Here is a 23,524-nt window from a genome sequence, read left to right on the forward strand (position 1 = left end):
CTATGCAATTATTATGCCTTAGATATATATCGGTTAAAAATCTTCATCAAGACTGAAAGCCTGATTATCTTTTCCTGAAGACATGACGCCTGACTTCTGATAATCACCTACACGTTTCTCGAAGAAATTGGTTTTACCCTGCAGAGAAATCATCTCCATGAAATCAAAAGGATTCGCTGTATTGTATACTTTGGAATATCCCAGTTCTGATAACCAACGGTCTGCTACAAACTCAATATACTCAGACATCAGTGTACTGTTCATTCCGATCAGTCCTACAGGCAGGGCTTCTGTGATAAATTCCTTTTCAATTTTTACAGCGTCCAGGATAATGTTCTGTACTGCTTCCTCAGATAATCTGTTTTCCAGCATCTTATACAGCAGACAGGCAAATTCACAATGCAATCCTTCATCGCGGCTGATCAGTTCATTGGAGAAAGTAAGACCCGGCATCAGACCTCTTTTCTTTAACCAGAAGATCGAACAAAAACTACCACTGAAGAAAATTCCTTCTACGGCAGCAAATGCTACCAGACGTTCTGCAAAGTTTCCGTTATCAATCCAGCGCAATGCCCATTCTGCTTTTTTCTTAACAGCAGGAACAGTTTCGATGGCATGAAATAAACGATCTTTTTCAGAAGGGTCCTTTACGTAGGTATCTATTAATAAGGCGTAAGTTTCAGAATGAATGTTTTCCATCATGATCTGGAAACCGTAAAAACAACGGGCTTCCGGAATCTGCACCTCGCTCATGAAATTCACGGCAAGATTCTCATTCACAATACCATCACTGGCAGCAAAAAAAGCAAGTACATGTGTAATGAAATGACGCTCTCCGTCATTCAGGTTTCCCCAGTCCTTAAGGTCCGAACTCAGGTCAATTTCTTCAGCCGTCCAGAAACTGGCTTCATGCTGCTTATATTTTTCCCACACTTTTGGATAGTTGATTGGGAGAAGTACAAATCGATCTTTATTTTCTCTTAATAGCAACTCATTCTCATGATTCATCACTCAATATGTTTTTATATGGTTAACGGTTATAGATAGAATGGACGTAACGAAAGAAATTAAATTCCTGCGTTGATTGCCTGGACCCCTTACGTTATTACCCTTTTTTTAAAATATTCCCTAAAGATGACTTTTGGCTGGTCTTGGGATCGGGATTTTTGTCATCCCCCGATAAATCACACAACCGTGTCAGGAACTGTACAAATGTACACACGAATGTGCCTGCAAGATTTTTAAGTTTTTAACAGAATGTGGAAAAAGAAGAATGGGATTTAGAAGATATAGCATGGCGGCTCTTTCATGGGAGAGAGGGGTATGAATAAAACTTTAAACGCACACAAAACGCACATAACAGCTTAAAATTTATTTAAATATTTCCAATGATTTTCGTACATAAATTACCCCTTTCGTAGTAAGACAAATTTTTGTTAAAACCCCTGCTGAGAGCTGAATAACAATTATTTATTGCACATATTTACAAATAAATACATCCGTTTATGCAATCTGCTGTACTCACCTTAAAAGATATTACCAAGGCTTATCACGATACGGTCATTCTGGACATTCCGGAATTGCAGTTACAGCATAATATTTACTGGCTGCTGGGTGGCAACGGCGCAGGTAAAACTACCAGTATGAAGGTGATGGCGGGATTGATACCTTTTAAGGGAGATATACAACTGGAGAATAATATTAGTTGCCGAAAGCAACCAGTTCAGTACCGCCGGTTTGTGAATTATGCAGAGGCTGAACCGGTATACCCCGGCTTCCTCACTGGTAATGACTTAGTTAGCCTTTATTTAAAAACAAAAGGAAACGGATACCAGGATATTAAGGAACTGATTGAACTTTTAAGTATCCACACATTTATCCACAGACCTGTTAGTACCTATTCCAGCGGCATGCTTAAAAAGTTATCCCTGCTGCTGGCTTTTACCGGTACTCCCAAAGTGATCTTATTGGATGAACCATTAATAACACTTGATAAACAGACTGTTCCATTACTGTACGACATGGTAGAATCTTTTTACACAAAACATGGGGTTACTTTCTGCATTACCTCTCACCAGCCTGTCAGCGCGGTGTCTATTCAATTACAGGTACAGGAAAGAAACATTGTAAAAATTTAACTACCATGGCGTTATCAAAAGTATTCACCGCCAGGTATTACTCCCGTAATACCGGCTTCTTTTTACTGGTATTCTATTTCTTCTTCGGCATAGTACCTGGTAATCAGCTCTTATCCTATCATTATGCCCTGATAATGGGTTTTCTAACCAGCACAGGTATGTTGCTGATAACATTACTCATCTGGTTATTATACAACCTGAAATGCATGGCCTATGTGCAAAAGACATTGTCTGCCAGAGAAAACACTTTTTTATACGCTACCCTCGGCATCCTGGAAGGACCCCGTAAATGGCGTACGCTTTACTGGCTCCATTTTACTCTCTATGCTCCTGTCCTGGTATACAGTATTGCCGCCATCCTGATAGCGGTTAAAATACATGCGTACCTGCCGGCAATCATCATTTTAGTTTTTAACATCATCATGACTATCATGCCTATGCGCAGTTATGACCATAAAATAAAACATCCGGGTACTACACCCTTCTTTTCCGATTGGGTGCAATGGCTGAACCGCCGTTTCCGCAAACCTCTCTGGATGTTCTATATATATGAACTGCTCAATGGTAATGTAAAAGCATTGGCGCTTACAAAGTTCGCCGGTGCATTGGTCCTGTTAATGGCCTGCTCTTTCATTGGGGACCAGCCAGATAAACGTGTTGTATTGGTAGGACTCCTGCTCAATCTGCTGGCACATGGCGTATTAATATTCAATCACCGCCGCTTCGACGATCTTTATCTGTCCATGCTTCCCCAGTTACCTGTTCCTTTGTGGAAAAGATATATGCAGACAGGTACTACCTACCTGTTAATAATGCTACCGGAATTTATCCTGCTGCTCTTTAAAACAGGCCCTGCCGATTTACTGTTGTATATTACTTTTGGTCTCAGCATATTAATGCTGTTGCGCAGCCTGTTATATTTCCCGCAACTGGATCAGGATAAATATTTCCGCTGGGTATTCCTTGTTATAGTAGCCGGACTGTTCCTCTCTCTGGCATATTACTACTGGTATGCGGTAGTATTGTTCCAACTCACGGCGTTCGTTATATTTTATTTCAGATACTATCGTTACGAAGCTCCTTTACAGGAGGTGCAATAATCCCGGTAAAAGTTTACTTTTATGCATTCACCAATCTACCCTCTTAAAAAACAATGGGACTATTATCTCGATTATTTGGCAGGAGCAAAAAAACGGCTAAAGAAGATGAGCAGCTGGCCGTTGTCAATGTTGCCAATGACGATATACGCATGAACTGGGCTATTGAAAAAGCAAGGGCGACCCTGCATTATTTTCAGAACAGCCTGATTGCACCTGAGCCTGATCAGCAATATTTTTCTGTGAAAGTATTGATAGAAGATGGCACCAATAATGAACACCTGTGGTTAACAACACCCAGCTTCGATGAGGAAGGCAACCTGTTTGGTGTAGTAGGTAATAAACCAGTATATATTACTTCCGTTCATGAAGATCAGCGTATAGGAATTGATTCGCAGTTTATTTCTGACTGGATGATCATTGAAGACGGAAGATTGATAGGAGGGTACACTATCCGCGCTATCAGGGATCAATTGCCGGAGGCGGAAAGATTTGATTTTGATAGAATGACAGGCCTTTATATTGATGATGGCGTTGATTATTTCATACATGATTTCTCAACACCGGAAGGAGCTATTCTTTGCCTGGAAGATGCATATGATGAACAGGATATTGAAAAAGCAATTGCCTGTAAAAACTTCCTGGAAGAAGCCCGTTTATTATTGCATAATATGAATAATAGTACAGGTAATGAGGATATACTGGGATCAACTGCAGATGTATTGAGATTATCATTTATTAAAAACCTTATGCAGGAAGGTTTTCCGGTATTTAAAGATCTCAGCCGTGCATATCCGCAAAGAGAAAAGATTACAGATAACCTGTACCTCATCACAGAAATCTGCACATTCCCTGATGGAGGAAGAAGCACTCAGAAGATTTATACTTTTAAGGAAGATGATGAATGGAAAGTATTAAATATTCAATGATAAATATCCATAGATGAAAAAGTTATTATGTTACGGTCTCTTATTACTATCTGCTCTTACAGCAGCGGCACAACAGCCATTAAAAGTGGGTGTGGCAGGATTGAGCCATGATCATGTTCACCTGCTGATGCACCAGTACAAAAAAGGACAGGTAGTCATCACTGGTATTGCAGAAGCAGATGCTCAACTGATAGCCCGTTATAAAAAGAGCTACCAGCTGCCGGATTCTTTGTTTTATCCTACATTGGCGGCTATGCTGGCAAAAACACATCCGGACGCTGTGCTGGGATATAATCCTGTTGCAGAACATATTGATGTGGTAGAAGCCTGCGCCCCCAAAGGCATCCCTGTAATGGTGGAGAAACCACTGGCTACTACTGTGGCACAGGCAGAACGCATGGCTGCGCTGGCAAACAAATATCATATCCAGTTACTCACCAATTACGAAACTACCTGGTATGATAGTAACCAGCAGTTGTATACATTGGTGAAATCGCAGAATGCCGTTGGTCCTGTTCGTAAAATGGTAGTGCATGACGGGCATGAAGGCCCTAAAGAAATAGGTTGCAGTAAAGACTTCCTCAATTGGTTAACAGACCCTGTAAAAAACGGAGGAGGTGCGATTGTAGACTTTGGATGTTATGGCGCTAACCTGATGACCTGGATGATGGATGGTAAAGCTCCGATAGCTGTTACCGCTGTCACCCGTCATATCAAACCGGATGTATATCCTAAGGTAGATGATGATGCTACCATTCTTTTGGAATACCCCGAAGCAACCGGTATCATTGAAGCTTCCTGGAACTGGCCTTTCAGTATTAAAGACTGGGAAGTGTTTGGTAAATCAGGTTATTTGCATGCACTGAACAGTAATACATTACAGCAAAGACAGAAAGATACATATCAGCCATTGACTGTACCCGCAGCTGTTTACCAGGATAATATCACTTATCTCACAGCGGTATTGAACGGTACTATTCATCCGGTAAATGATCTTTCCTCTCTTAGTAATAACCTGATCGTAGTGAAGATTTTAGAGGCTGCAAGAAAATCTGCAAAGGAAGGGAAACGTATTGTGCTATAAAGATAACATATAACCGGCCCCGTTAGAGGCCGGTTATTTTTTTAATTATCCTGGATAGTTATATCATCAATATATGTTTTGAAAGTTCCCGTATCCTGTGTGTGGTCATAAGCAATCACAATCCTGTCTATTGTTTTCCCACTCACCCAATTCCCGATATTACTGAGTACCTGCTGCCATGTATTCACAGTGCCATGGCCGGCCCCTGGATGCATAGATACTCCATTGATATCATTGGCTGCTGTATTCCGTAAAGAACTGCCATCCGTAAAAATGAGATCAACAGAAACATATCTTGAAAGCGTATTAACAGGATATGTCCAGAAGCTGAGTTTTGTAGTGGCAGTAACCGGAATATTTACATCAAAAGTTTTGAAGTAATAATAAGAACCTGCTATGCCAGAATTATCCTGTCCGGCTACACGGATGGAATAAGTACCGCTATGACTGGTTTCTCCTGATACTGTTCCACAGATAGGTGTGGTTATGTTAGTGGGTACAGAAGTAGGCTCTGCGCTGTCTGTCCAGGTAAGGGCGGCATCATATCCTGCTTCAAGACTGGTACGCAACCACACAGGTGCAGTTGCATACGGAATAGTAACATTAGGAGTAAGAGTCGCCGTGCCTTTTAATACTTTCGCTGCCTGTCCTGCAAGACGTAAATAAAAATCCGAAGAGATATAAGTACCATCGGCGCTGCTGGTTAAAAAATATTGATTGCCGGGTATCGAAAGATAACTGTCTGCTATTTTTGCAATTGCTGTTCCTTCATCATATTCATCGAACATGGCGATATAAGCGGTATTCATTCCCAGGTTCTTCACATTATATAACTGATGCCAGAAGAACTCTCCTTTATTGCGCGGGATCTGGTTTTTCGCACCACCGTTCCAGTTACTCCAGGAGAAGCCCGGAAAGAGTACGGGTTGATAATCGATACCATTGGCGTTGCAATAAGCAAGATCTGGAACGAGATGGTTGGTACTGAAATTATCAGCGCCCGTATTGTCTGAAAACCGCCCTACAGACCAGGGAGAGAGCATGTTAAAGGCTTTGTACACATCTGCATATCCGCTGAAAGAATCATCAGTGCCGTTAAGCCAGTTGGTGGGCACACCACCTATCACATAATAACCTTTCTTTTTCAGCCAGTTGATAATAGCCAGGCTTTGCACAGGTGCATTGGGCCGGCCGGTAAAACCAAATCCCCAGAGGCAGATGACCGGCTTACCGTTTTGATGTGCGTAATACGGAGATCCAAGTACATTCAGGTCGTTCTCAATATGTGACCAGTCGGTTTTAAAGTAGGTCGTATCATCAGCGCTTAAATCGTACATGATGTAGAAGATGCGCTGGTACTTTTCTGCTACGCGACGCATGCGTACGGTAACACTGTCGCGGTGTGCTTTAAACACTCCGTCTTTGGTTTCTCCGAGGAAACGTTGCAGGCCTACACCATCAATGCCATTCTGCTGCATCCATTTAAAGTGCAGGTCTAATGTTTCCTGCGGATAGGAAGAGAAAAGTCTGGAAGAAGCGCCACTACTTAAATTAGCAAGGTCCGTCTGAAAGAGCTGGGAAGCAGGGTATTCGCTTACATCAGGATAAGCCTCAAAGGTGAGGCTGCCGGGAGCTGGAGCGCCTGCATTGGACTGGTAAACACCGCCCGACCAGTGTCTCCATCTTGCAATCGGAGAGCCATCCCCATAACAGGTGAACCATCCCTGGTAGCCTGCTATTACTTTTCCGGTTACTGACTGTGCTTCAGGGGCTACCTGCGCCCGCAAGGCGCTGGTTAATAATGTGGTAGCAATCAAAAAGGACATAGGTAGTTTCAACATGAATTTGGATTTGGGTTATTTTGAGATATAGTTCTATCCCAAATATAAGCTTAAACCAGTGGAGATTCGCTCATCCTTCGTTTATCCGGAATAGGGTAGTGACTCAGTTTGGTTACATAATCTTTGCGGGAGGTGTTGTTGATCATAAATACACCTTATCTGACGTGAATATTAGGTGAAGTTAAATTGAAAAACAACTCCTGAATCCATATTCCAAAGCTAAATCAGAGAACTAAACAGTCAGATGCAGTGTATTTATGATCAACAACATCTGGCAATCTACACTGTCATAATATTCAAACTGAGACACTACCCGGAATAGTATCACTTTGAAAAATATAAAGTAGTTTGTACTTTTGAAGAGCCGTATTTTATGTAAATTACTGTTTAATCCCAAATAGCAAGACCCCGGTTTATTACATCAGATTTATATTTACCTAAATTCGAAAACTCATGAGTTCATATAAAGTTGGCGACGGAATGCAACAGATAAAAATGGCTGTTGATATCTCTACCTTTGGGCTGGCAGCATCCCGTGCAATAGCGCTCAAACCAGGTACCGGTGATCCGTTAAAGGCCGTTGCACATTCAGAGAATGCTTCAGGAGATATTCCGCAACAGGGGATAGGTCCTGCCATTGCCTTAGCCGAATATACCATCACTGTAATGACTAAAATAGATTTGCTGGGTGATGATGCTGCCAGGAAAAGGGCCAGCACACAGGTGAGTGCCAGATATATTTTTGATGATGGTGCAGAAGGTCACAAAGAGTTTTCCGATCCTATCATAGAAATAAGTGATGATTGCAGAACCGTAATACTATACAAAGACATAGAACTGAAATCCTGATATGAGATACTCAATTTTACCATTACTACTCATCTTATTCTGTATTAATTTATCTGCACAATCGCTGGATGGTACCGTTAAATTAAAGGAGCTGGCAGTGCCCAATGCGCCTGTATTTATCCTGACTGATATAGCCCCTACATTAACACAAACAAGTAATACCCCTAAAGAATTTGTACTGGGTGTTGCACAATCGTTTCAATCATCCGGGAACAGCTTTCCGCAAAACTATTCAACAGAGTTTACTCCTTACTGGTGGGTGAAACCAAAGTCCAGGGATGTATATAGTTTTGTAGGTTTGAAAACGATGACGGATGTACGTACGGGTAAAAGTATGGTAGTGGGAGAAAACATTTTCTCCGGATTGAAATTTACCAGTTTCTCCCTTGCATTTTTAAATAAAGATATGATCCCCGATTCTGCTGCAACATCGCAGAAAATCTTTGCGTTAGGACTTAAAACAACCGTTATTAAAGTGCACCTGAGATCATACAGTGAAAAGATGGATAAACTGCTCAATAAATGGCATGATGCTGCACAGGAAGAACTGAATGATGGAATTGAAGCGATTGCAAAGGAACCTGACCTGGTAAAGAAAAAACAGCTGCTCAGAGAGTTTACGAATCTGCGGCCTAAACGAACAGATGATATCGTACAGGAGATCAATGATATGATCAATGAAAAACCTATCTTTTCCTGGGATGTAGCTGCTGCTTATGCTACTTACGGCATAGGGGATTCTTCCTGGCAAACAGGAAGGAAAGGCGCCTGGACTACCCTGGCCTCCTATATTCCGTTATCAAAAGGAGAAACAGCCACAAAAAGTTACCTGGCAGTGAACATTGCGGGCCGTTATCTGTATGATAGTTATTACAAAAATGAACTGGGAATTGTAGAGAAAGCGAATAGTGTTGATTTTGGTGGCAGGGCCGGACTGGAATTCGACAGGATCTCTTTTGGCTGCGAGTCTTTATACCGGTATTATAACGGAAAAAGTGGCAGCGCTAACAGAACAGTAGGGTACATCAATTACAGAATAAGCGATAACCTCTATATCAACGGTGCATTTGGTAAAAGTTTTGAATCAACTAATAAGCTCGTAGCATTATTTGGTATTAACTGGGGCTTTGGGCGTGAGTCCGTAGGTCTTCCAACGAACTAAAAAAGATTGATTGCTAGTCTACCGCAATATATACCGGGTCTGATTACATGATCGTAACAGGTTCAAAACAGGAATATCTTACGTTAAAAGACGCAAGATATTCCTGTTTTATTACTTCTTAAATGCGTTTTTCCTTCTTCACGAACTTACGGTGAATGACACTCTGCACCGGTATCCCTTCAATCTTGCTTTCCAGCCAGGAAATAATGTCCAGATAGAGGAATGATCTTCTTTCATAAGGATTCTGTGATAGCTGCACCAGCTTTTCCTTCAGATCGGCAAATGCGCTACGCAAAGCTTTAGGATTTGCATAGATGTTCTTACGTAAGAATTTCAGGATCTCTTCCATCATCTGTCCTAAGTCTTTATTCTTGGCAATGAAGTGGTATACAGACTTGATCAGGTATTCCACCAGGCTGTAATTCTCCAGTTCATAGTGGGCAATCAGGTGAAGTATGCGTGTAAAACACTGTATATCAGCACGAAGATTGCCAATACGCAGATGAATGATTTTATTCAGATAAACGATCGCCTTGTTATTGTCTCCGCTACCGAAGTACAGGCAGGCGATCTTGTAATAAAACAGCAGGATACGGTGCTGATCTATTTTGAGCTGGTATTCAGCTATTTCGGCTTCGAGCTGTGGCACCAGGGACAACCCTTCGCTGAAAGTTCCTTCCAGGAAATAGCGGTTGATCCGTGCGGTGTACAGGTATACGAAGGCTGATATACGCGTATTTTCGTTGAAAGACTCCTGGTTTTCGGTATTGAAGGTTTCGAGCTGTTCCAGCACCCGCATGAACTTGTCGTGGTTCATGGTGTAAAAGTGTGCTGTCAGCAGGTTATGCAATGCTTTGATATAGAGTTCCATATCAGTGCGTTGCAGGGAAGGGTATTCGCTGAACAGATCTACCCATTTCTGGGTATAACGGTAAAACATGACGAAATCCTGCAGAATATAGTAATACCAGCTATATGCCTGGTAAAGGTGTATCTTTTCATAAAAACTCATGTCCTGGTTGCAGTTGGGAGGCAGCTCTTTTTCAAAGAACAGCTTCACCATTTCGGCATCCCTGGCATCCCGGGCATGGCCCAGTTTCAGGTACAGGCCATACATACGCAGGGAGAGGGTAGACAACTTGCTTACATTACTGAGGCGAAGCTCTATCAGTTTGGATTCTGCGCTCAGTTCATCAGCCCGGTTTTCCAGGCTGCGGGTAATATGCCGGCTTTCTATCAGCTTTTCGAATTCTATAATTTCATAACTTAACATGACCTCTTCCTGTTCCATAGCCATTGACTTGGCACGGGAAAGGATCTTCAGACTTTGGCTGTATAATCCCTTACTGTACAATACGCGGGCATAATCCAGCTGTTCCCGCAAATCTATCAATGGATCTTTCTGCTTATACAGCAGGCGAAGGCTGGTAAGGAGTTGTTTGTACAGGTGGGCCTTTACATTACTAAGCTGTTGTTTTTTTATAGCGGGGATCTTTTTGAGGATTAACTCCTCATCATACTCCTTTAATTTATCTAATGTGTTGAATAACTGAATGAATAAAACGTCTTCTTTTGTATTGTTTTTATTGAAAGCAAGTTGAAAATTCCGTTTTTCTGCCTTTGTAAGCGTTTTTATTAGTATGAACAGGGCATCGTGATGGTTGTTGGACATCGTTAATAATGTGTTATAATGATCTGATAATCAATTAGATGATTATCATGAGGTGTATTTACATATCGTAATTAAGTCAAATTTAGCTATGTACTAATAACCATAGCAAACTAGCTTTGAAGGTACAAACAAAGGAAGGAAGCGTAAAACGCAATTTGCGTCAAATTTTAAAAAGTAATTACGGATGGGAAAAACATTATTCGATAAACTCTGGGATAGCCACGTGGTATTAAGCAAACCCGGTTTTCCGGATGCGGTATATATCAACACTCATTTTATTCATGAGGTGACGAGTCCGCAGGCTTTTGACGGCTTGCGTAAGAGGGGCATCCCGGTATTCCGTACCGCCAAAACAAGGGCAACGGCCGATCATAACGTTCCTACCGTCGATCAGCACCTGCCGATTAAAGAAGCATTGAGCCGTAAACAGGTGGAAATGCTGACTACCAATACCAAAGAATTTGGCGTGGAGGTGTATGGCCTCGGCCACCCTTTCCAGGGGATCGTTCACGTCATAGGCCCCGAACTGGGTATTACCCTGCCGGGTATGACAATCGTTTGCGGAGACAGCCATACCAGCACACATGGTGCTTTTGGCGCTATCGCTTTTGGTATCGGTACTTCCGAGGTAGAACAGGTACTGGCTACCCAGTGTATCCTGCAATACCGTCCAAAACGCATGAAGATCGAAGTAAATGGTCAGCTGAAGAAAGGGGTATTGTCCAAAGATATCATCCTGTACATTATCTCTAAGATCTCTGCATCCGGCGCTACCGGCTACTTTGTGGAATATGCAGGTGAGGCTATCCGTGCCCTCAGCATGGAAGCCCGTATGACTATCTGCAACATGAGTATAGAGATGGGCGCCCGTGGCGGACTGATCGCTCCGGACGAAACAACTTTCGAATATATTAAAGGGCGTGAGTTTGCACCTAAGGGAGCAGACTGGGACAAGGCATTAGCTTACTGGAAAACCCTTTATTCTGATAAAGACGCTGAATTTGACGTAACACTCACTTTCGATGCCGCAGATATAGAACCACAGATCACCTACGGTACCAACCCGGGTATGGGCATGGGTGTTACCCAGCATATTCCTACCCTGGAAGAAACAGACGATAAGGAGAAAGCCTCTTTCAAAAAATCGCTGGAATACATGGGCCTGGAACCTGGAAGTGAACTGCTGGGCAAAAAAGTGGACTATGTATTCATCGGTAGCTGTACCAACTCCCGTATAGAAGATTTGCGCCTGGTGGCAGATTTTGTGAAAGGAAAGAAAAAAGCGGAGGGAGTGGTAGCATGGATCGTACCTGGTTCAAAACAGGTAGAGGCACAGGCTAAGAGAGAAGGAATAGATAAGATATTTGAAGCGGCTGGCTTCCATCTGCGCGAACCTGGCTGCTCTGCCTGCCTGGGTATGAACGAAGACAAGATCCCTGCCGGTATGTATTGCATCTCTACTTCCAACAGGAACTTTGAAGGTCGTCAGGGTCCCAATGCCCGTACCTTCCTGGCCAGCCCGTTGTCTGCTGCTGCCGCAGCTATTACCGGAAAAGTTACTGACGTAAGAGAATTAGTATAATTATGGCCTGGAACGCGGATTTATATAAAGAAAAGCATGCTTTTGTATTCCAGTACGGGAATAGTGTAGTGGAATGGCTGGAGCCTAAAGAAGGAGAGAAGATCCTGGACCTGGGCTGTGGTACCGGTGAACTGACAGCACAGATTGCTGCCAGCGGTGCACAGGTAACGGGAATAGACAGTTCTGTTTCCATGATCGCCAACGCAAAACAACATTTCCCGGATATCAGATTTGTAGTGGCAGACGCTACTTCATTTACACTACCCGGGAAATTTGATGCCGTATTTTCCAATGCTACCCTGCACTGGATCCGTCAGAAAGAAAAAGTACTGGACCGTATCCATCAGCACCTGGTGCCGGGCGGGCGACTGGTACTGGAAATGGGCGGAAAAGGCAATGTGGACGATATCATGGGAGCGCTGGAAAAAGCAATGAAAAACCATGGTTACACTTTCAAGCCGTTCTGGTACTTCCCTTCCGTAGGTGAATATACTTCCCTGCTGGAAGAATACGATTTTCGTGTAAACCAGGTTCAATACTTCGACCGCGAAACCGAACTGGCTGATCCTGAAAATGGTATCGTGGAATGGTTAAGGATGTTTGGTGACAACCTCATGGAGGAGGTTCCCACAACAGAACTGGACACCATCCTGCACGAAGCACAGGAATTGTTGCGTGCCACTAATTTCCGTAATGGAAAATGGTTCACCAAATACGTACGGTTACGTGTTAAGGCGCAACGGATCGAGCCTGTAGTAACAGATCTCTGAATAATAAATTTTAAAGACCTCTTCATAAAGATGAGCAAGAACTTTCGACATTTAGTTTCCACTGCAGTACCTATTGCAATAGAAAATATAGATACAGACCAGATCATTCCGGCCCGTTTCCTGAAAGCAACTACCAGAGATGGTTTTGGAGAAAATCTTTTCCGCGACTGGCGCTATGATGCCAACAATCAGCCAAAGGCTGATTTTGTGCTGAATGACCCTACCTATAAAGGAGAGATCCTGGTAGGAGGTAAGAACTTTGGTTGCGGCTCTTCCCGCGAACATGCTGCCTGGGCTATCGGCGACGCTGGCTTTAAAGTAGTGGTTAGCAGTTTCTTTGCAGATATCTTCAAGAATAATGCACTGAACAACTTCATCTTACCCGTACAGGTAACAGATGAATTCCTGGAGAAGATCTTCAGCGCTATCAAGGCAGATCCTTTAACACAGCTGGAAGTAGATATGGAAAAACAATCTATCCGTATCTTATCTACCGGTGATGAAGCAAAGTTTGATATCAACCCTTACAAGAAAGAGTGCCTGATAAATGGCTATGACGATATTGATTACCTGTTAAATCTTCGTAAGGAAATTGAAACCTACGAAGCAGGCAGGGAGTTTAATTTTTAAAAAAACAACATCAAACTAAATGGGCGTAGACAAAAAGATACTGGTAATTCCTGGTGACGGTATTGGTCAGGAAGTAACTGCCTGGGGCCAGAAAGTATTAGTAACAATTGCCGAAAACTACAAACACAATTTTGTTTTTGAAGAAGGCATTATGGGCCATGTTGCCATAGAAGCTACCGGTAATCCGTTACCGGACGAAACACTGGAGAAAGCCCGTAGAAGCGATGCTATCCTGTTCGGCGCTATCGGCCATGCCAAATACGACAACGACCCTTCCCTGAAAGTAAGACCTGAACAGGGATTACTGAAGATCCGTAAGGAACTGGGTTTATATGCCAATCTGCGGCCTATCAAACTGTTTGATGAATTGCTGGAAGCATCCAGCATAAAACCGGAGATCCTGAGAGGATCAGATATCCTGTTCTTCCGTGAACTGACCGGTGATGTCTACTTCGGTGAAAAGAATCGTACAGAAAATATGGCTTCTGATCTGATGATCTATCACCGCTATGAAGTAGAACGCATTGCACGTAAAGCATATGAAGCAGCACGTACCCGCCGTAAAAAGCTGTGTTCTGTGGACAAGGCAAACGTACTGGAAGCAAGCCGTCTGTGGCGCGAAGTAGTACAGGGAATTGCAAAGGAATATCCTGATGTTGAAACAGAACATATGTTCATCGACAATGCCGCTATGCAGCTGATCAAAGATCCTAAACGTTTCGATGTAGTCGTAACAGGCAACCTGTTTGGTGATATCTTAACGGATGAAGCCTCACAGATAGCAGGTTCTATGGGTATGCTGGCATCTGCTTCCATTGGGGACAGCGTAGGTTTCTACGAACCTATTCATGGATCTGCACACGATATCGCTGGTAAAGGTATTGCCAATCCTTTAGCGTCTATCTTGTCTGCCGCACTGATGCTGGATATTTCATTCGGTCTGAAGAACGAATCACAGCGTGTGATCAAAGCCGTAGAAGCTACCCTGAAACAGGGTTACCGTACCATGGATATTGCCAACAAGCATACAGACAATCACCTGGTAATGGGAACCGATGCAATGGGTGCAAAGGTGTTAGAGAACCTGAATTAACTTAATTAAATTAACTAATGATGAGCGATAAAAATCGTGTATACGTCTTCGATACTACTCTTCGTGATGGTGAACAGGTGCCGGGATGCCAGTTAACTACTGTTGAGAAAATTACGGTAGCAAAAGAGCTGGAAGCCCTTGGCGTAGATGTAATTGAAGCCGGTTTCCCTATCTCTAGTCCCGGCGATTTCCAGAGCGTAGTTGAAATATCCAAAGCAGTAAGTGAGCCGGTAATCTGCGCTTTAACACGTGCTAATACAAAAGACATTGATGCTGCTGCAGAAGCATTACGTTTTGCAAAACGTAAGCGTATCCACACCGGTATCGGTGCTTCTGATATGCACATTAAATACAAATTCAACAGTACCCGCGAAGAAATTCTGCAACGTGCAGTAGATGCCGTGAAATATGCCCGCAGGTATGTGGACGATATCGAGTTCTACGCAGAAGATGCAGGCCGTGCAGATAATGAATACCTCGCACAGATGATACAGGCGGTGATTGCTGCCGGTGCTACTGTTGTGAATATTCCGGATACCAATGGTTACTGCTTACCTGAACAGTATGGCGCTAAGATCAAATACCTGATGGATCATGTATCCAATATTGATAAAGCGATCATTTCTGTACACTGTCATAACGACCTAGGACTGGCTACTGCCAATACAATGGCCGGTGTGTTCAATGGTGCGCGCCAGGTAGAATGTACGATCAACGGTATCGGTGAACGTGCAGGTAATACATCCCTGGAAGAAGTGGCTATGATCATGCAAACGCATCATGCGCTGGGTTATCATACAGGCATCAATTCCAAACGTATTTATGGTATCAGCAACCTGGTAGAGACCATGATGCGTATGCCGGTACAGGCAAATAAAGCGATCATCGGCCGTAATGCTTTTGCGCATAGCTCCGGTATTCACCAGGATGGTGTACTGAAGCACCGCGAAAATTACGAGATCCTGAACCCTGAAGATGTAGGTATTCCTTCCAACTCTATCATCCTCACAGCACGTAGTGGCCGTCATGCCCTGAAACATCACCTGGAACGCCTGGGTTATAACATTGATAAAGTGAACCTGGACGAGGTGTATCACCGCTTCCTGGTGGTCGCTGATCAGAAGAAAGAGATCAGCGATGCAGATCTGATGGAACTGATGGGTGATGGTGATGCTACCAACTACGATGATAAAGCGATCAAGGTAACTTTGCTACAGGTAGTATGCGGAGATCCGCTGCGCCCTATGGCAACAGTAAAACTGAGAATCAACGGAGAGGAAAAGGAAGCCAGTGCAGCGGGTAATGGTCCTGTTGATGCAGCTATTAATGCTATCCATGAAATCATCAAAGATGATATCCACATTGATGAATTTAATATTCAGTCGATGCGTGGTGGCAGTAAAGATGTGAGCAAAGTAAATATGCGTGTAAAACACAATGGTCAGTCTTATTATGGCTACGGTTATTCTACCGATATTGTGAACGCCTCTATCCATGCTTACATAGATACGCTGAATAAGATTTACTAGTCATTGGACCCCGTCAGGAGTCCCGTATTTATAGCAAAATAAATTTAATCTCCATAATAGACTCCGTTAGGAATCCCCTGGTTATAACATATAATTGGGGGGCTCCTAACGGAGTCTGTTTTCTTTGTATAACAGGATGCTACAAACATGGGACTCCTAACGGACTCTTACCATCTTTTAGCTTATTTTTCACAGATTTTGCCGGAAAATTGGAAAATATGGCAAGAAAGTACAAGCTAAGGTTAAAAAAAGATAGATTTCCCCTTGTTAAAAGGGCTATTTTAGAACCCTTAAATTGAGCATATTATGAACCTGTTTAGACTAGATGGTAAAGTGGCCGTAATTACGGGTGGTGGTAGTGGGATCGGACAAGCCATTGCAAAGGTATTTGCTGCACAGGGTGCTGCTGTCCACGTTATTGAACTGAATGAAGAAGGTGGCCGTCAGACTGCCGCGGATATTATCGCAGCAGGAGGCAAGGCGACCGTACATGGCTGTAATGTGGCACAGCAGGCTACAGTGGTGCAGACCATGGAAAACATTATCAAAACCGAAGGGAAACTTGATATCCTGGTAAACTGTGCAGGAATTGCACATGTCGGTAAACTGGAAACTACTTCCGAAGAAGACCTGGACAGGGTGTACAGCGTAAATGTAAAAGGTACTTACAACTGCATGTTTGCAGCCATCAAACAGATGAAGCAGCAGAAAAGCGGGGTGATCCTTAACGTAGCCTCTATCGCGTCCAGCGTAGGTATACCAGACAGATTTGCTTATTCCATGAGTAAAGGAGCGGTGCTGACAATGACCTTGTCCGTTGCCAAAGATTATATCCAGGACGGTATCCGTTGCAACTGTATTTCTCCGGCACGTGTACACACGCCTTTCGTAGATGGATTTATCAGTAAAAATTATCCCGGTAAGGAACAGGAAATGTTTGAAAAGCTGTCTAAAACGCAGCCTATAGGCCGTATGGCGAAACCAGATGAAGTGGGCACCCTGGCCTTATATCTGTGCAGTGAGGAAGCTGGTTTCATCACAGGAACAGATTATCCCCTGGACGGAGGATTTATACGACTGAACAATTAAGTTATATTCGCAATAAATCACTCAATTCCCATGAAAAATTTCGCACTATTACTGCTTATCCCTGTTTTTTTTGCCTGTAATGAATCCGGTAAACAACCGGAACAATCCACGGAAGCGTCTGCCGCAGACAATTTTACACCTGCAACACCCGCCGGTACCGTAGCAGTAGGATTCCCTGCTGGTGATACCGGACAGGTAAAAATCACTTTTGCACTGAACGGACAGGCAAAGGAAAAAACTTTCGATCTGCCACTGGCAGATGATGCAAAGGAATCCGATATGTTCCGTACCGTATGGGACAAGCCTAACAGCTGTTATATCGGTGTACTGATGAAAAAACGTAATACCCGTTATTATCATGCAAGCCTGGATGGTACAGACCTGAAAATTAACCAGGTGGGCACTCCTCCGGCAGCAATATGGCAATATGCAGAACAGAAACTGGGTTTGGGTAAACTGGACCTGACAACCACCGTTACAAAAAATTACAGGAAGAACCTGACATCAGGTAAGATCATTGCAGACTTTATCGTTAAAATCCAACCTGCCGTTACAACTACAGATTCTGTATATGTATATGCCGAATTTGCCGGTGCTAATAAAACGCTGCACCTGGCAGTACCAGATGGATACAGCGGCGGGATTATCTCTGCAAAAGCACATCCGGAAAACTGCACCATAATATTTGCGAAGGGATCCAGGATTAAAAGCATAGCGGATGTAAGCGTGAATGACGGGCATCTGCAGATTACAAACATGTAAATAACAAGGAAAATATATGAAACTGATACGATTTGGCGTTCCGGGAGCAGAAAAGCCGGGCATTGCAACAGCTACAGGAAACTTTGATGTAAGTGCATTCGGAGAAGATTTCGGAGAAAAGTTTTTTGAAACGGATGGATTAACACGCCTGGCACAATGGTGGGAAAAACATGCTAAAGACTGCCCGGCAGTACCTGCAGGAACCCGCCTTGGATCTGCTGTGGCGCGTCCTTCCAAAATAATCTGTATTGGACTGAACTATGCAGATCATGCAAAGGAGACCAATGCCCCGATCCCTAAAGAACCAATCGTATTTTTCAAAAGTACTTCTGCATTGGTAGGCCCTAACGACGATCTGATCATTCCGCGCGGCAGTCAGAAAACAGACTGGGAAGTGGAACTGGTTGTAGTAATTGGTAAGAAGGCCAGCTATGTGGAAGAGAAAGATGCTATGGATTATATCGCCGGTTACTGCCTGCACAACGATTACAGCGAACGCGAATTTCAGCTGGAACGTAATGGACAATGGGTAAAAGGTAAGAGCAACGATACCTTTGCGCCACTTGGCCCATGGATGGCGACCAAAGACGAAATAAAAGACGTGCATAACCTGCGTTTATGGCTCACTGTAAACGGTAAGAAAATGCAGGACGGTACTACCGCTAACCTGATCTTCAGCTTACCTTTTCTCGTTTCTTATCTCAGCCAGTTCATGACATTGCTTCCGGGTGATGTGATCTCTACAGGTACGCCAGCCGGTGTGGGATTAGGCATGAATCCGCCCGTTTACCTGAAACCCGGAGATGTGATAGAACTGGGTATAGATGGTCTGGGATCGTCCAAACAAACAGCAGTAGCTTACAAGGCAAATAATTCATAACTTATGGAAAGATATTGCCTGGCTTTAGATCTGAAAAATGATCCTGTTTTAATCGCGGAATATGAAGCATATCACCGCGAAATATGGCCCGAAATAAGAAAGAGTATCACAGACAGTGGTATCGTGAATATGGAGATATATCGTATCATGAACAGGTTATTCATGATCATGGAAGTGAACGATAGTTTTTCCGGAGAAAAAAAGGATGCAGCCGATGCCGCTAATCCAAAAGTACAGGAATGGGAAGCCCTGATGTGGAAGTATCAGCAGGCCTTACCGGTTGCCAAACCCGGTGAGAAATGGATAAAGATGGATAAGATCTTTTCCCTGTAGTACGATTTTAACGTTATGAAATAATGATAATAGACGCACACCAGCATTTTTGGAATTATAATCCTGTAAAGGACGCCTGGATCACTGACAATATGAAAGTGATCCAGGACGATTTCCTGCCTCATCATCTGCTCCCTGTTTTAACAGAGAATAATGTAGACGGTTGTGTGGCAGTACAGGCAGATCAGTCGGAAGATGAAACTGCATTCCTGCTGGAACTGGCATCAAAACATGATTTTATAAAAGGAGTAGTGGGATGGACAAACCTGTGTGCAGATAATCTCCCCGAACGGCTCGCATATTACAATCAATTCAGCAAGTTAAAAGGATTCAGACATATCGTACAGGGAGAACCCGATCCGGCATTCCTGTTACGTGAAGATTTTTGCCGTGGTATACATGCCCTGGCAAAATATCATTTTACTTACGATATCCTGGTGTATCCGAAACAATTGCCTGCTGTGGAGGCTTTCGTAAAGAAGTTCCCGCAACAACGCCTGGTGATAGATCATATGGCTAAACCCGATTTTAAATCCGGCGATATACAGGAATGGGAGAAGCATATGCGTGCGATCGCAAAAGAACCGCATGTATACTGCAAATTAAGCGGACTGGTGACTGAGGCCGACTGGCAACGCTGGCAGCCTGCACATTTCACACCTTTCCTGGACATAACGCTGGATGCATTCGGGACTGACAGGTTACTGTTCGGGTCCGACTGGCCCGTTTGTAAACTGGCTGGTTCTTATGCACAGGTGAAACAACTGATCACGGATTATATCAGCCGTTTATCGGCAACGGAACAGGCTAATATCATGGGCGCTAATGCGGTGAGGTTCTACAATCTTTAAAACAAATTAAACCATTCACATGGATCTGGGATTAAAGGATAAAGTATTTATAGTTACAGGTGGTGCTAAAGGAATAGGAGAAGCTATATCCAAAGTAGTTGGGGCAGAAGGCGGCATCGTAGTCATTGCCGGAAGAAGTGCAGAAGATAATGACAAAGCAGTAGCAGCTATCATTGCTGCAGGCGGAAAAGCGGCTGGTGTAACGGCAGAACTGGGAGAAGTGGCCGACTGTAAAAAGGTGATCGATTTCACCATAAAACAATATGGCCGTATCGATGGCCTGGTGAATAATGCTGGTGTAAACGATGGCTGTGGCCTGGAAAGCGGCAGTCCTGAAAAGTTCATGGCTTCATTACAAAAGAACTTATCGCATTATTATAACCTGGCACATTATGCATTACCGCATCTGAAAGCCACAAAGGGTACTATCCTGAATATCGGTTCCAAAGTAGCGGATACAGGACAGGGCAACACTTCCGGTTATGCAGCTTCCAAAGGTGGCATCAATGCTTTAACCCGCGAATGGGCAGTAGAGCTGTTACCTTATGGTATTCGTGTAAACACGGTAATTCCTGCGGAAGTATGGACACCGCTGTATGAAACCTGGATCAACTCTCTGCCAAATCCGGAAGAAAAACTGGCGTCTATCGTATCAAAGATCCCATTGGGAAAACGTATGACAACTTCCACTGAAATTGCCAACATGACAGCGGTATTGTTATCAAATGTATCCTCTCATACAACAGGTCAGATCGTGTATGTAGATGGGGGATATACGCACCTGGACAGATCGATCAGTTAGCTTATCAGATGGCAGGCCTGCGGGTCTGCCTATATTTTTATCACATAAATTTCCTATCATGGCAGGAGCTGCAATTCCAAATTCCACCGTTAAAGCAAACATTGATACAAATAAAAGTTATCTCTTTCCTCTCATCCTGGTTACAAGTCTGTTCTTTCTCTGGGGCCTTGCCTATGGCCTGCTTGATGTATTGAACAAACATTTCCAGGAAGTACTGCACGTTACCAAATCCCGTTCTACCTTATTGCAGTTATCTTATTTTGGCGCGTACTTTTTAATGGCATTACCGGCTGGTCTTTTCATGAATAAATACGGTTACAAACGGGGGATTATCATGGGTTTGCTGCTGTATGCGACAGGCGCTTTCTTATTTTATCCTGCTGCCAGCCATCTTAATTTTGAAGGATTCTTAATAGCTCTTTTTATCCTCGCCTGTGGCCTGGCCTGCCTGGAAACAGCAGCCAATCCTTATGTGACCGTATTGGGTAGCAGGGAAACATCAGAACAACGTTTAAACCTTTCACAGTGTTTCAACGGACTGGGTTCTTTCCTGGGACCTATAATAGGAGGTATGCTGTTTTTTGAGGACAAGGGTAACCCGGCCAGTGTGAAAGACCTTTCTTCCGTACAGCTTACTTATATTATTATCGGCATACTGGTACTGGTGATCGCCCTCTTTTTTTACCGTACGCCTTTACCTGAAATTAAGGAAGAGGAACAAACAGGGAATGAAAGCCTGGCTGCTGCAAAACCTTTATTCGCCCATTCTCATTTCGTATGGGGTGTTATCACACAGTTCTTTTATGTGGCTGCGCAGGTAGGAGTAGGGGCATTGTTCCTGAACTATGCTACAGAGTATTGGCATGGTACCAGCAGCAAGGAAGCCTCTTTCTTACTTTCTATCGGGATGGCTTTGTTCCTGGCTGGCCGGTTTATCGGTACTGCTATTATGAGAAAGGTAGCTGCCAATAAATTACTCATGCTGTATGCCACTATCAATGTAGTATTATGCGCTGCCGTAATGGCTGGCAGTGGTGCATTATCAGTATATGCGCTGATCGCTATTTTCTTCTTTATGTCTATCATGTTCCCTACGATCTTTGCCCTGGGGGTAAAGGATCTGGGTATTCATACCAAACGCGGCGCTTCTTTCCAGATCATGTCTATTGTAGGAGGGGCGATTGTTCCCTTTGTAATGGGATTGGTTGCAGATAAGCAGTCTACTGCTTTGGCATATGGTGTGCCACTGATTTGCTTTTTAGTAGTGTTCTACTATGGCGGATGGGGTTATAAAAGGAAATAATCCGTATAAAGCTCCATTAGGAACTCCGTGTTTGCAGAAAATGATTAAACAACAGAACCCAGGGGGTGACTTCTAAAAAGGTCACCCTCTCTTCATATTAGCCCTGCCATTTCCTGCCAGAATAATTTTCTTTATACTTTAATATATTGATAATCAGTAGTAAAAAAGCATAGAAATATTAGTCTGTACTGATAACTTACTGAGATTCAGTGCTTATGGTGATATAAGCCCTATATAAGCCCTATATAACCCGTATATAACCCGTATATAAGCCGTACTTATATAGATAGGGCTTATATACCTGTTATATAGAAGTCCGGTAAGAGTTATAAAGAATTTACATGAGAATTTACGCTCTTCCTGAGTTGTTTAAAACATTTACTACATACACGGAGTTTTAATCATTCCCATATTTCCTTTACTTTCATCTTATGAGATATTGCCTGTTGCTTATTAGTCTGTTTGTTCTAAAAGGAGCGAAGGCCCAAACCCTTCAGCTAAACCTTAACCATACAGTGAACGGTGTGCCTATGGCACTGGGGAATACCACCTACCTGAATGCGGCAGGAGATACTTTTAACATCACCGTATTCAGATATTACCTCAGTAATTTCTCTGTCACAGACATCGCCGGAAATACGATAAAAGCAGCTCCGGAATGTTTTCTGGTAAGTGAGGATAGTCTCAATTCAAAAAGAATCACTTTAAAGCTGCCTGAGGGCCGGTATAAGGGTCTTTCTTTTATGATAGGCATAGATAGCTTACTGAACTGTACAGGGGCTCAAAGCGGCGCATTAGACCCTATTTATGGAATGTTCTGGACCTGGAACAGCGGTTATATTATGGCAAAACTGGAAGGAACATCTCCCTCTTCACATTTACCCGGGCATATAATAGAATTTCATATAGGAGGATACAGGGCGCCGCATATCACACAGCGCATAGTAAACTTAACTTTGCCACAAACACTGGTCTTAAAATCATCTGCTAAGATTAATTTAACAGCAGATGCCTATACCTGGTTTAATGGAATCAGCTTCAGACAAGTAGCAGGATTTATGACACCAGGAACAGCCGCAGATAGAATCGCCGATAATTACCAACACATGTTCTCTGTAAAAAATTAAA

General features: G+C 43.2%; 22 protein-coding genes. 19 read left to right on the forward strand and 3 right to left on the reverse strand.

Features of this window, described 5'->3' with window-relative positions; all coding sequences use genetic code 11:
* Nucleotides 1-33 precede the first annotated feature (33 nt).
* Nucleotides 34-1,008, reverse strand: coding sequence for a ribonucleoside-diphosphate reductase small subunit (locus tag GO495_RS10480; protein ID WP_157299627.1), 975 nt, complete (start codon nt 1,006-1,008; stop codon nt 34-36).
* A 497-nt stretch (nt 1,009-1,505) separates the two neighbouring features.
* Here GO495_RS10480 and GO495_RS10485 point away from each other — a divergent pair, with 497 nt between their 5' ends.
* From GO495_RS10485 to GO495_RS10500, 4 genes are read left to right on the forward strand one after another with little or no spacing between them, the layout of a single operon-like run.
* Nucleotides 1,506-2,138: an ABC transporter ATP-binding protein gene (locus GO495_RS10485; protein ID WP_157299628.1), complete on the forward strand. Its 633-nt coding sequence runs from the start codon at nt 1,506-1,508 to the stop codon at nt 2,136-2,138.
* A 5-nt stretch (nt 2,139-2,143) separates the two neighbouring features.
* A complete protein-coding gene (locus tag GO495_RS10490) occupies nt 2,144-3,238 on the forward strand; it encodes a hypothetical protein (RefSeq protein ID WP_157299629.1) in 1,095 nt (364 codons plus the stop codon).
* A 53-nt stretch (nt 3,239-3,291) separates the two neighbouring features.
* The gene (locus tag GO495_RS10495) at nt 3,292-4,164 is read left to right on the forward strand and encodes a YegJ family protein (RefSeq protein ID WP_157299630.1); all 873 of its coding nucleotides are present in this window, start codon (nt 3,292-3,294) and stop codon (nt 4,162-4,164) included.
* Nucleotides 4,165-4,177: 13 nt separating this feature from the next.
* The gene (locus tag GO495_RS10500) at nt 4,178-5,248 is read left to right on the forward strand and encodes a Gfo/Idh/MocA family protein (RefSeq protein WP_157299631.1); all 1,071 of its coding nucleotides are present in this window, start codon (nt 4,178-4,180) and stop codon (nt 5,246-5,248) included.
* A 41-nt stretch (nt 5,249-5,289) separates the two neighbouring features.
* Here the strand turns inward: GO495_RS10500 and GO495_RS10505 are convergent, their stop codons facing one another.
* Nucleotides 5,290-7,089, reverse strand: coding sequence for a glycoside hydrolase family 99 protein (locus GO495_RS10505; RefSeq protein WP_205691235.1), 1,800 nt, complete (start codon nt 7,087-7,089; stop codon nt 5,290-5,292).
* 453 nt (nt 7,090-7,542) lie between these two features.
* Between GO495_RS10505 and GO495_RS10510 the strand changes: the two genes are divergently transcribed.
* Both GO495_RS10510 and GO495_RS10515 read left to right on the forward strand, forming a co-directional pair.
* A complete protein-coding gene (locus tag GO495_RS10510; RefSeq protein ID WP_157299632.1) occupies nt 7,543-7,938 on the forward strand; it encodes a hypothetical protein in 396 nt (131 codons plus the stop codon).
* A 1-nt stretch (nt 7,939) separates the two neighbouring features.
* Nucleotides 7,940-9,100, forward strand: coding sequence for a hypothetical protein (locus GO495_RS10515; RefSeq protein WP_157299633.1), 1,161 nt, complete (start codon nt 7,940-7,942; stop codon nt 9,098-9,100).
* A 118-nt stretch (nt 9,101-9,218) separates the two neighbouring features.
* Here GO495_RS10515 and GO495_RS10520 read toward each other — a convergent pair whose 3' ends face one another.
* Nucleotides 9,219-10,772: a hypothetical protein gene (locus GO495_RS10520; RefSeq protein ID WP_157299634.1), complete on the reverse strand. Its 1,554-nt coding sequence runs from the start codon at nt 10,770-10,772 to the stop codon at nt 9,219-9,221.
* Nucleotides 10,773-10,956: 184 nt separating this feature from the next.
* Here GO495_RS10520 and leuC point away from each other — a divergent pair, with 184 nt between their 5' ends.
* The 13 genes from leuC (at nt 10,957) to GO495_RS10585 (ending at nt 23,523) form a co-directional block, all read left to right on the forward strand.
* A complete protein-coding gene (gene leuC, locus GO495_RS10525; protein WP_157299635.1) occupies nt 10,957-12,354 on the forward strand; it encodes a 3-isopropylmalate dehydratase large subunit in 1,398 nt (465 codons plus the stop codon).
* Nucleotides 12,355-12,356: 2 nt separating this feature from the next.
* Nucleotides 12,357-13,124 (forward strand): class I SAM-dependent methyltransferase, encoded by a 768-nt coding sequence (locus GO495_RS10530; RefSeq protein ID WP_157299636.1) that lies wholly within the window; start codon nt 12,357-12,359, stop codon nt 13,122-13,124.
* A gap of 30 nt (nt 13,125-13,154) precedes the next feature.
* Nucleotides 13,155-13,754: a 3-isopropylmalate dehydratase small subunit gene (gene leuD / locus GO495_RS10535; protein ID WP_157299637.1), complete on the forward strand. Its 600-nt coding sequence runs from the start codon at nt 13,155-13,157 to the stop codon at nt 13,752-13,754.
* Nucleotides 13,755-13,773: 19 nt separating this feature from the next.
* The gene (leuB, locus tag GO495_RS10540) at nt 13,774-14,847 is read left to right on the forward strand and encodes a 3-isopropylmalate dehydrogenase (protein WP_157299638.1); all 1,074 of its coding nucleotides are present in this window, start codon (nt 13,774-13,776) and stop codon (nt 14,845-14,847) included.
* Nucleotides 14,848-14,867: 20 nt separating this feature from the next.
* Nucleotides 14,868-16,376, forward strand: a complete 1,509-nt coding sequence (locus tag GO495_RS10545; protein WP_157299639.1) for a 2-isopropylmalate synthase — start codon at nt 14,868-14,870, stop codon at nt 16,374-16,376.
* Nucleotides 16,377-16,682: 306 nt separating this feature from the next.
* A complete protein-coding gene (locus GO495_RS10550) occupies nt 16,683-17,465 on the forward strand; it encodes an SDR family NAD(P)-dependent oxidoreductase (protein WP_205691236.1) in 783 nt (260 codons plus the stop codon).
* Between the two features lie 30 nt (nt 17,466-17,495).
* Nucleotides 17,496-18,227, forward strand: coding sequence for a hypothetical protein (locus GO495_RS10555; RefSeq protein WP_157299640.1), 732 nt, complete (start codon nt 17,496-17,498; stop codon nt 18,225-18,227).
* A gap of 16 nt (nt 18,228-18,243) precedes the next feature.
* A complete protein-coding gene (locus tag GO495_RS10560) occupies nt 18,244-19,107 on the forward strand; it encodes a fumarylacetoacetate hydrolase family protein (RefSeq protein WP_157299641.1) in 864 nt (287 codons plus the stop codon).
* Nucleotides 19,108-19,110: 3 nt separating this feature from the next.
* On the forward strand, nt 19,111-19,440 hold the full coding sequence (locus tag GO495_RS10565) for an L-rhamnose mutarotase (RefSeq protein ID WP_157299642.1): 330 nt from the start codon (nt 19,111-19,113) through the stop codon (nt 19,438-19,440).
* Between the two features lie 23 nt (nt 19,441-19,463).
* Nucleotides 19,464-20,291, forward strand: a complete 828-nt coding sequence (locus GO495_RS10570; protein ID WP_157299643.1) for an amidohydrolase family protein — start codon at nt 19,464-19,466, stop codon at nt 20,289-20,291.
* A 19-nt stretch (nt 20,292-20,310) separates the two neighbouring features.
* Nucleotides 20,311-21,093 carry an L-fucose dehydrogenase gene (locus GO495_RS10575; RefSeq protein WP_157299644.1) on the forward strand — a complete coding sequence of 261 codons (783 nt, stop codon included), beginning with the start codon at nt 20,311-20,313 and terminating at the stop codon, nt 21,091-21,093.
* Between the two features lie 58 nt (nt 21,094-21,151).
* Complete coding sequence (fucP, locus tag GO495_RS10580; RefSeq protein WP_157299645.1) at nt 21,152-22,396, forward strand: L-fucose:H+ symporter permease; 1,245 nt, start codon at nt 21,152-21,154, stop codon at nt 22,394-22,396.
* Between the two features lie 431 nt (nt 22,397-22,827).
* Nucleotides 22,828-23,523 carry an MbnP family protein gene (locus GO495_RS10585; RefSeq protein WP_157299646.1) on the forward strand — a complete coding sequence of 232 codons (696 nt, stop codon included), beginning with the start codon at nt 22,828-22,830 and terminating at the stop codon, nt 23,521-23,523.
* Nucleotide 23,524: the final 1 nt, after the last annotated feature.

The sequence above is a fragment of the Chitinophaga oryziterrae genome (genome assembly GCF_009758125.1).
In the GTDB taxonomy this organism is placed as follows: domain Bacteria; phylum Bacteroidota; class Bacteroidia; order Chitinophagales; family Chitinophagaceae; genus Chitinophaga; species Chitinophaga oryziterrae.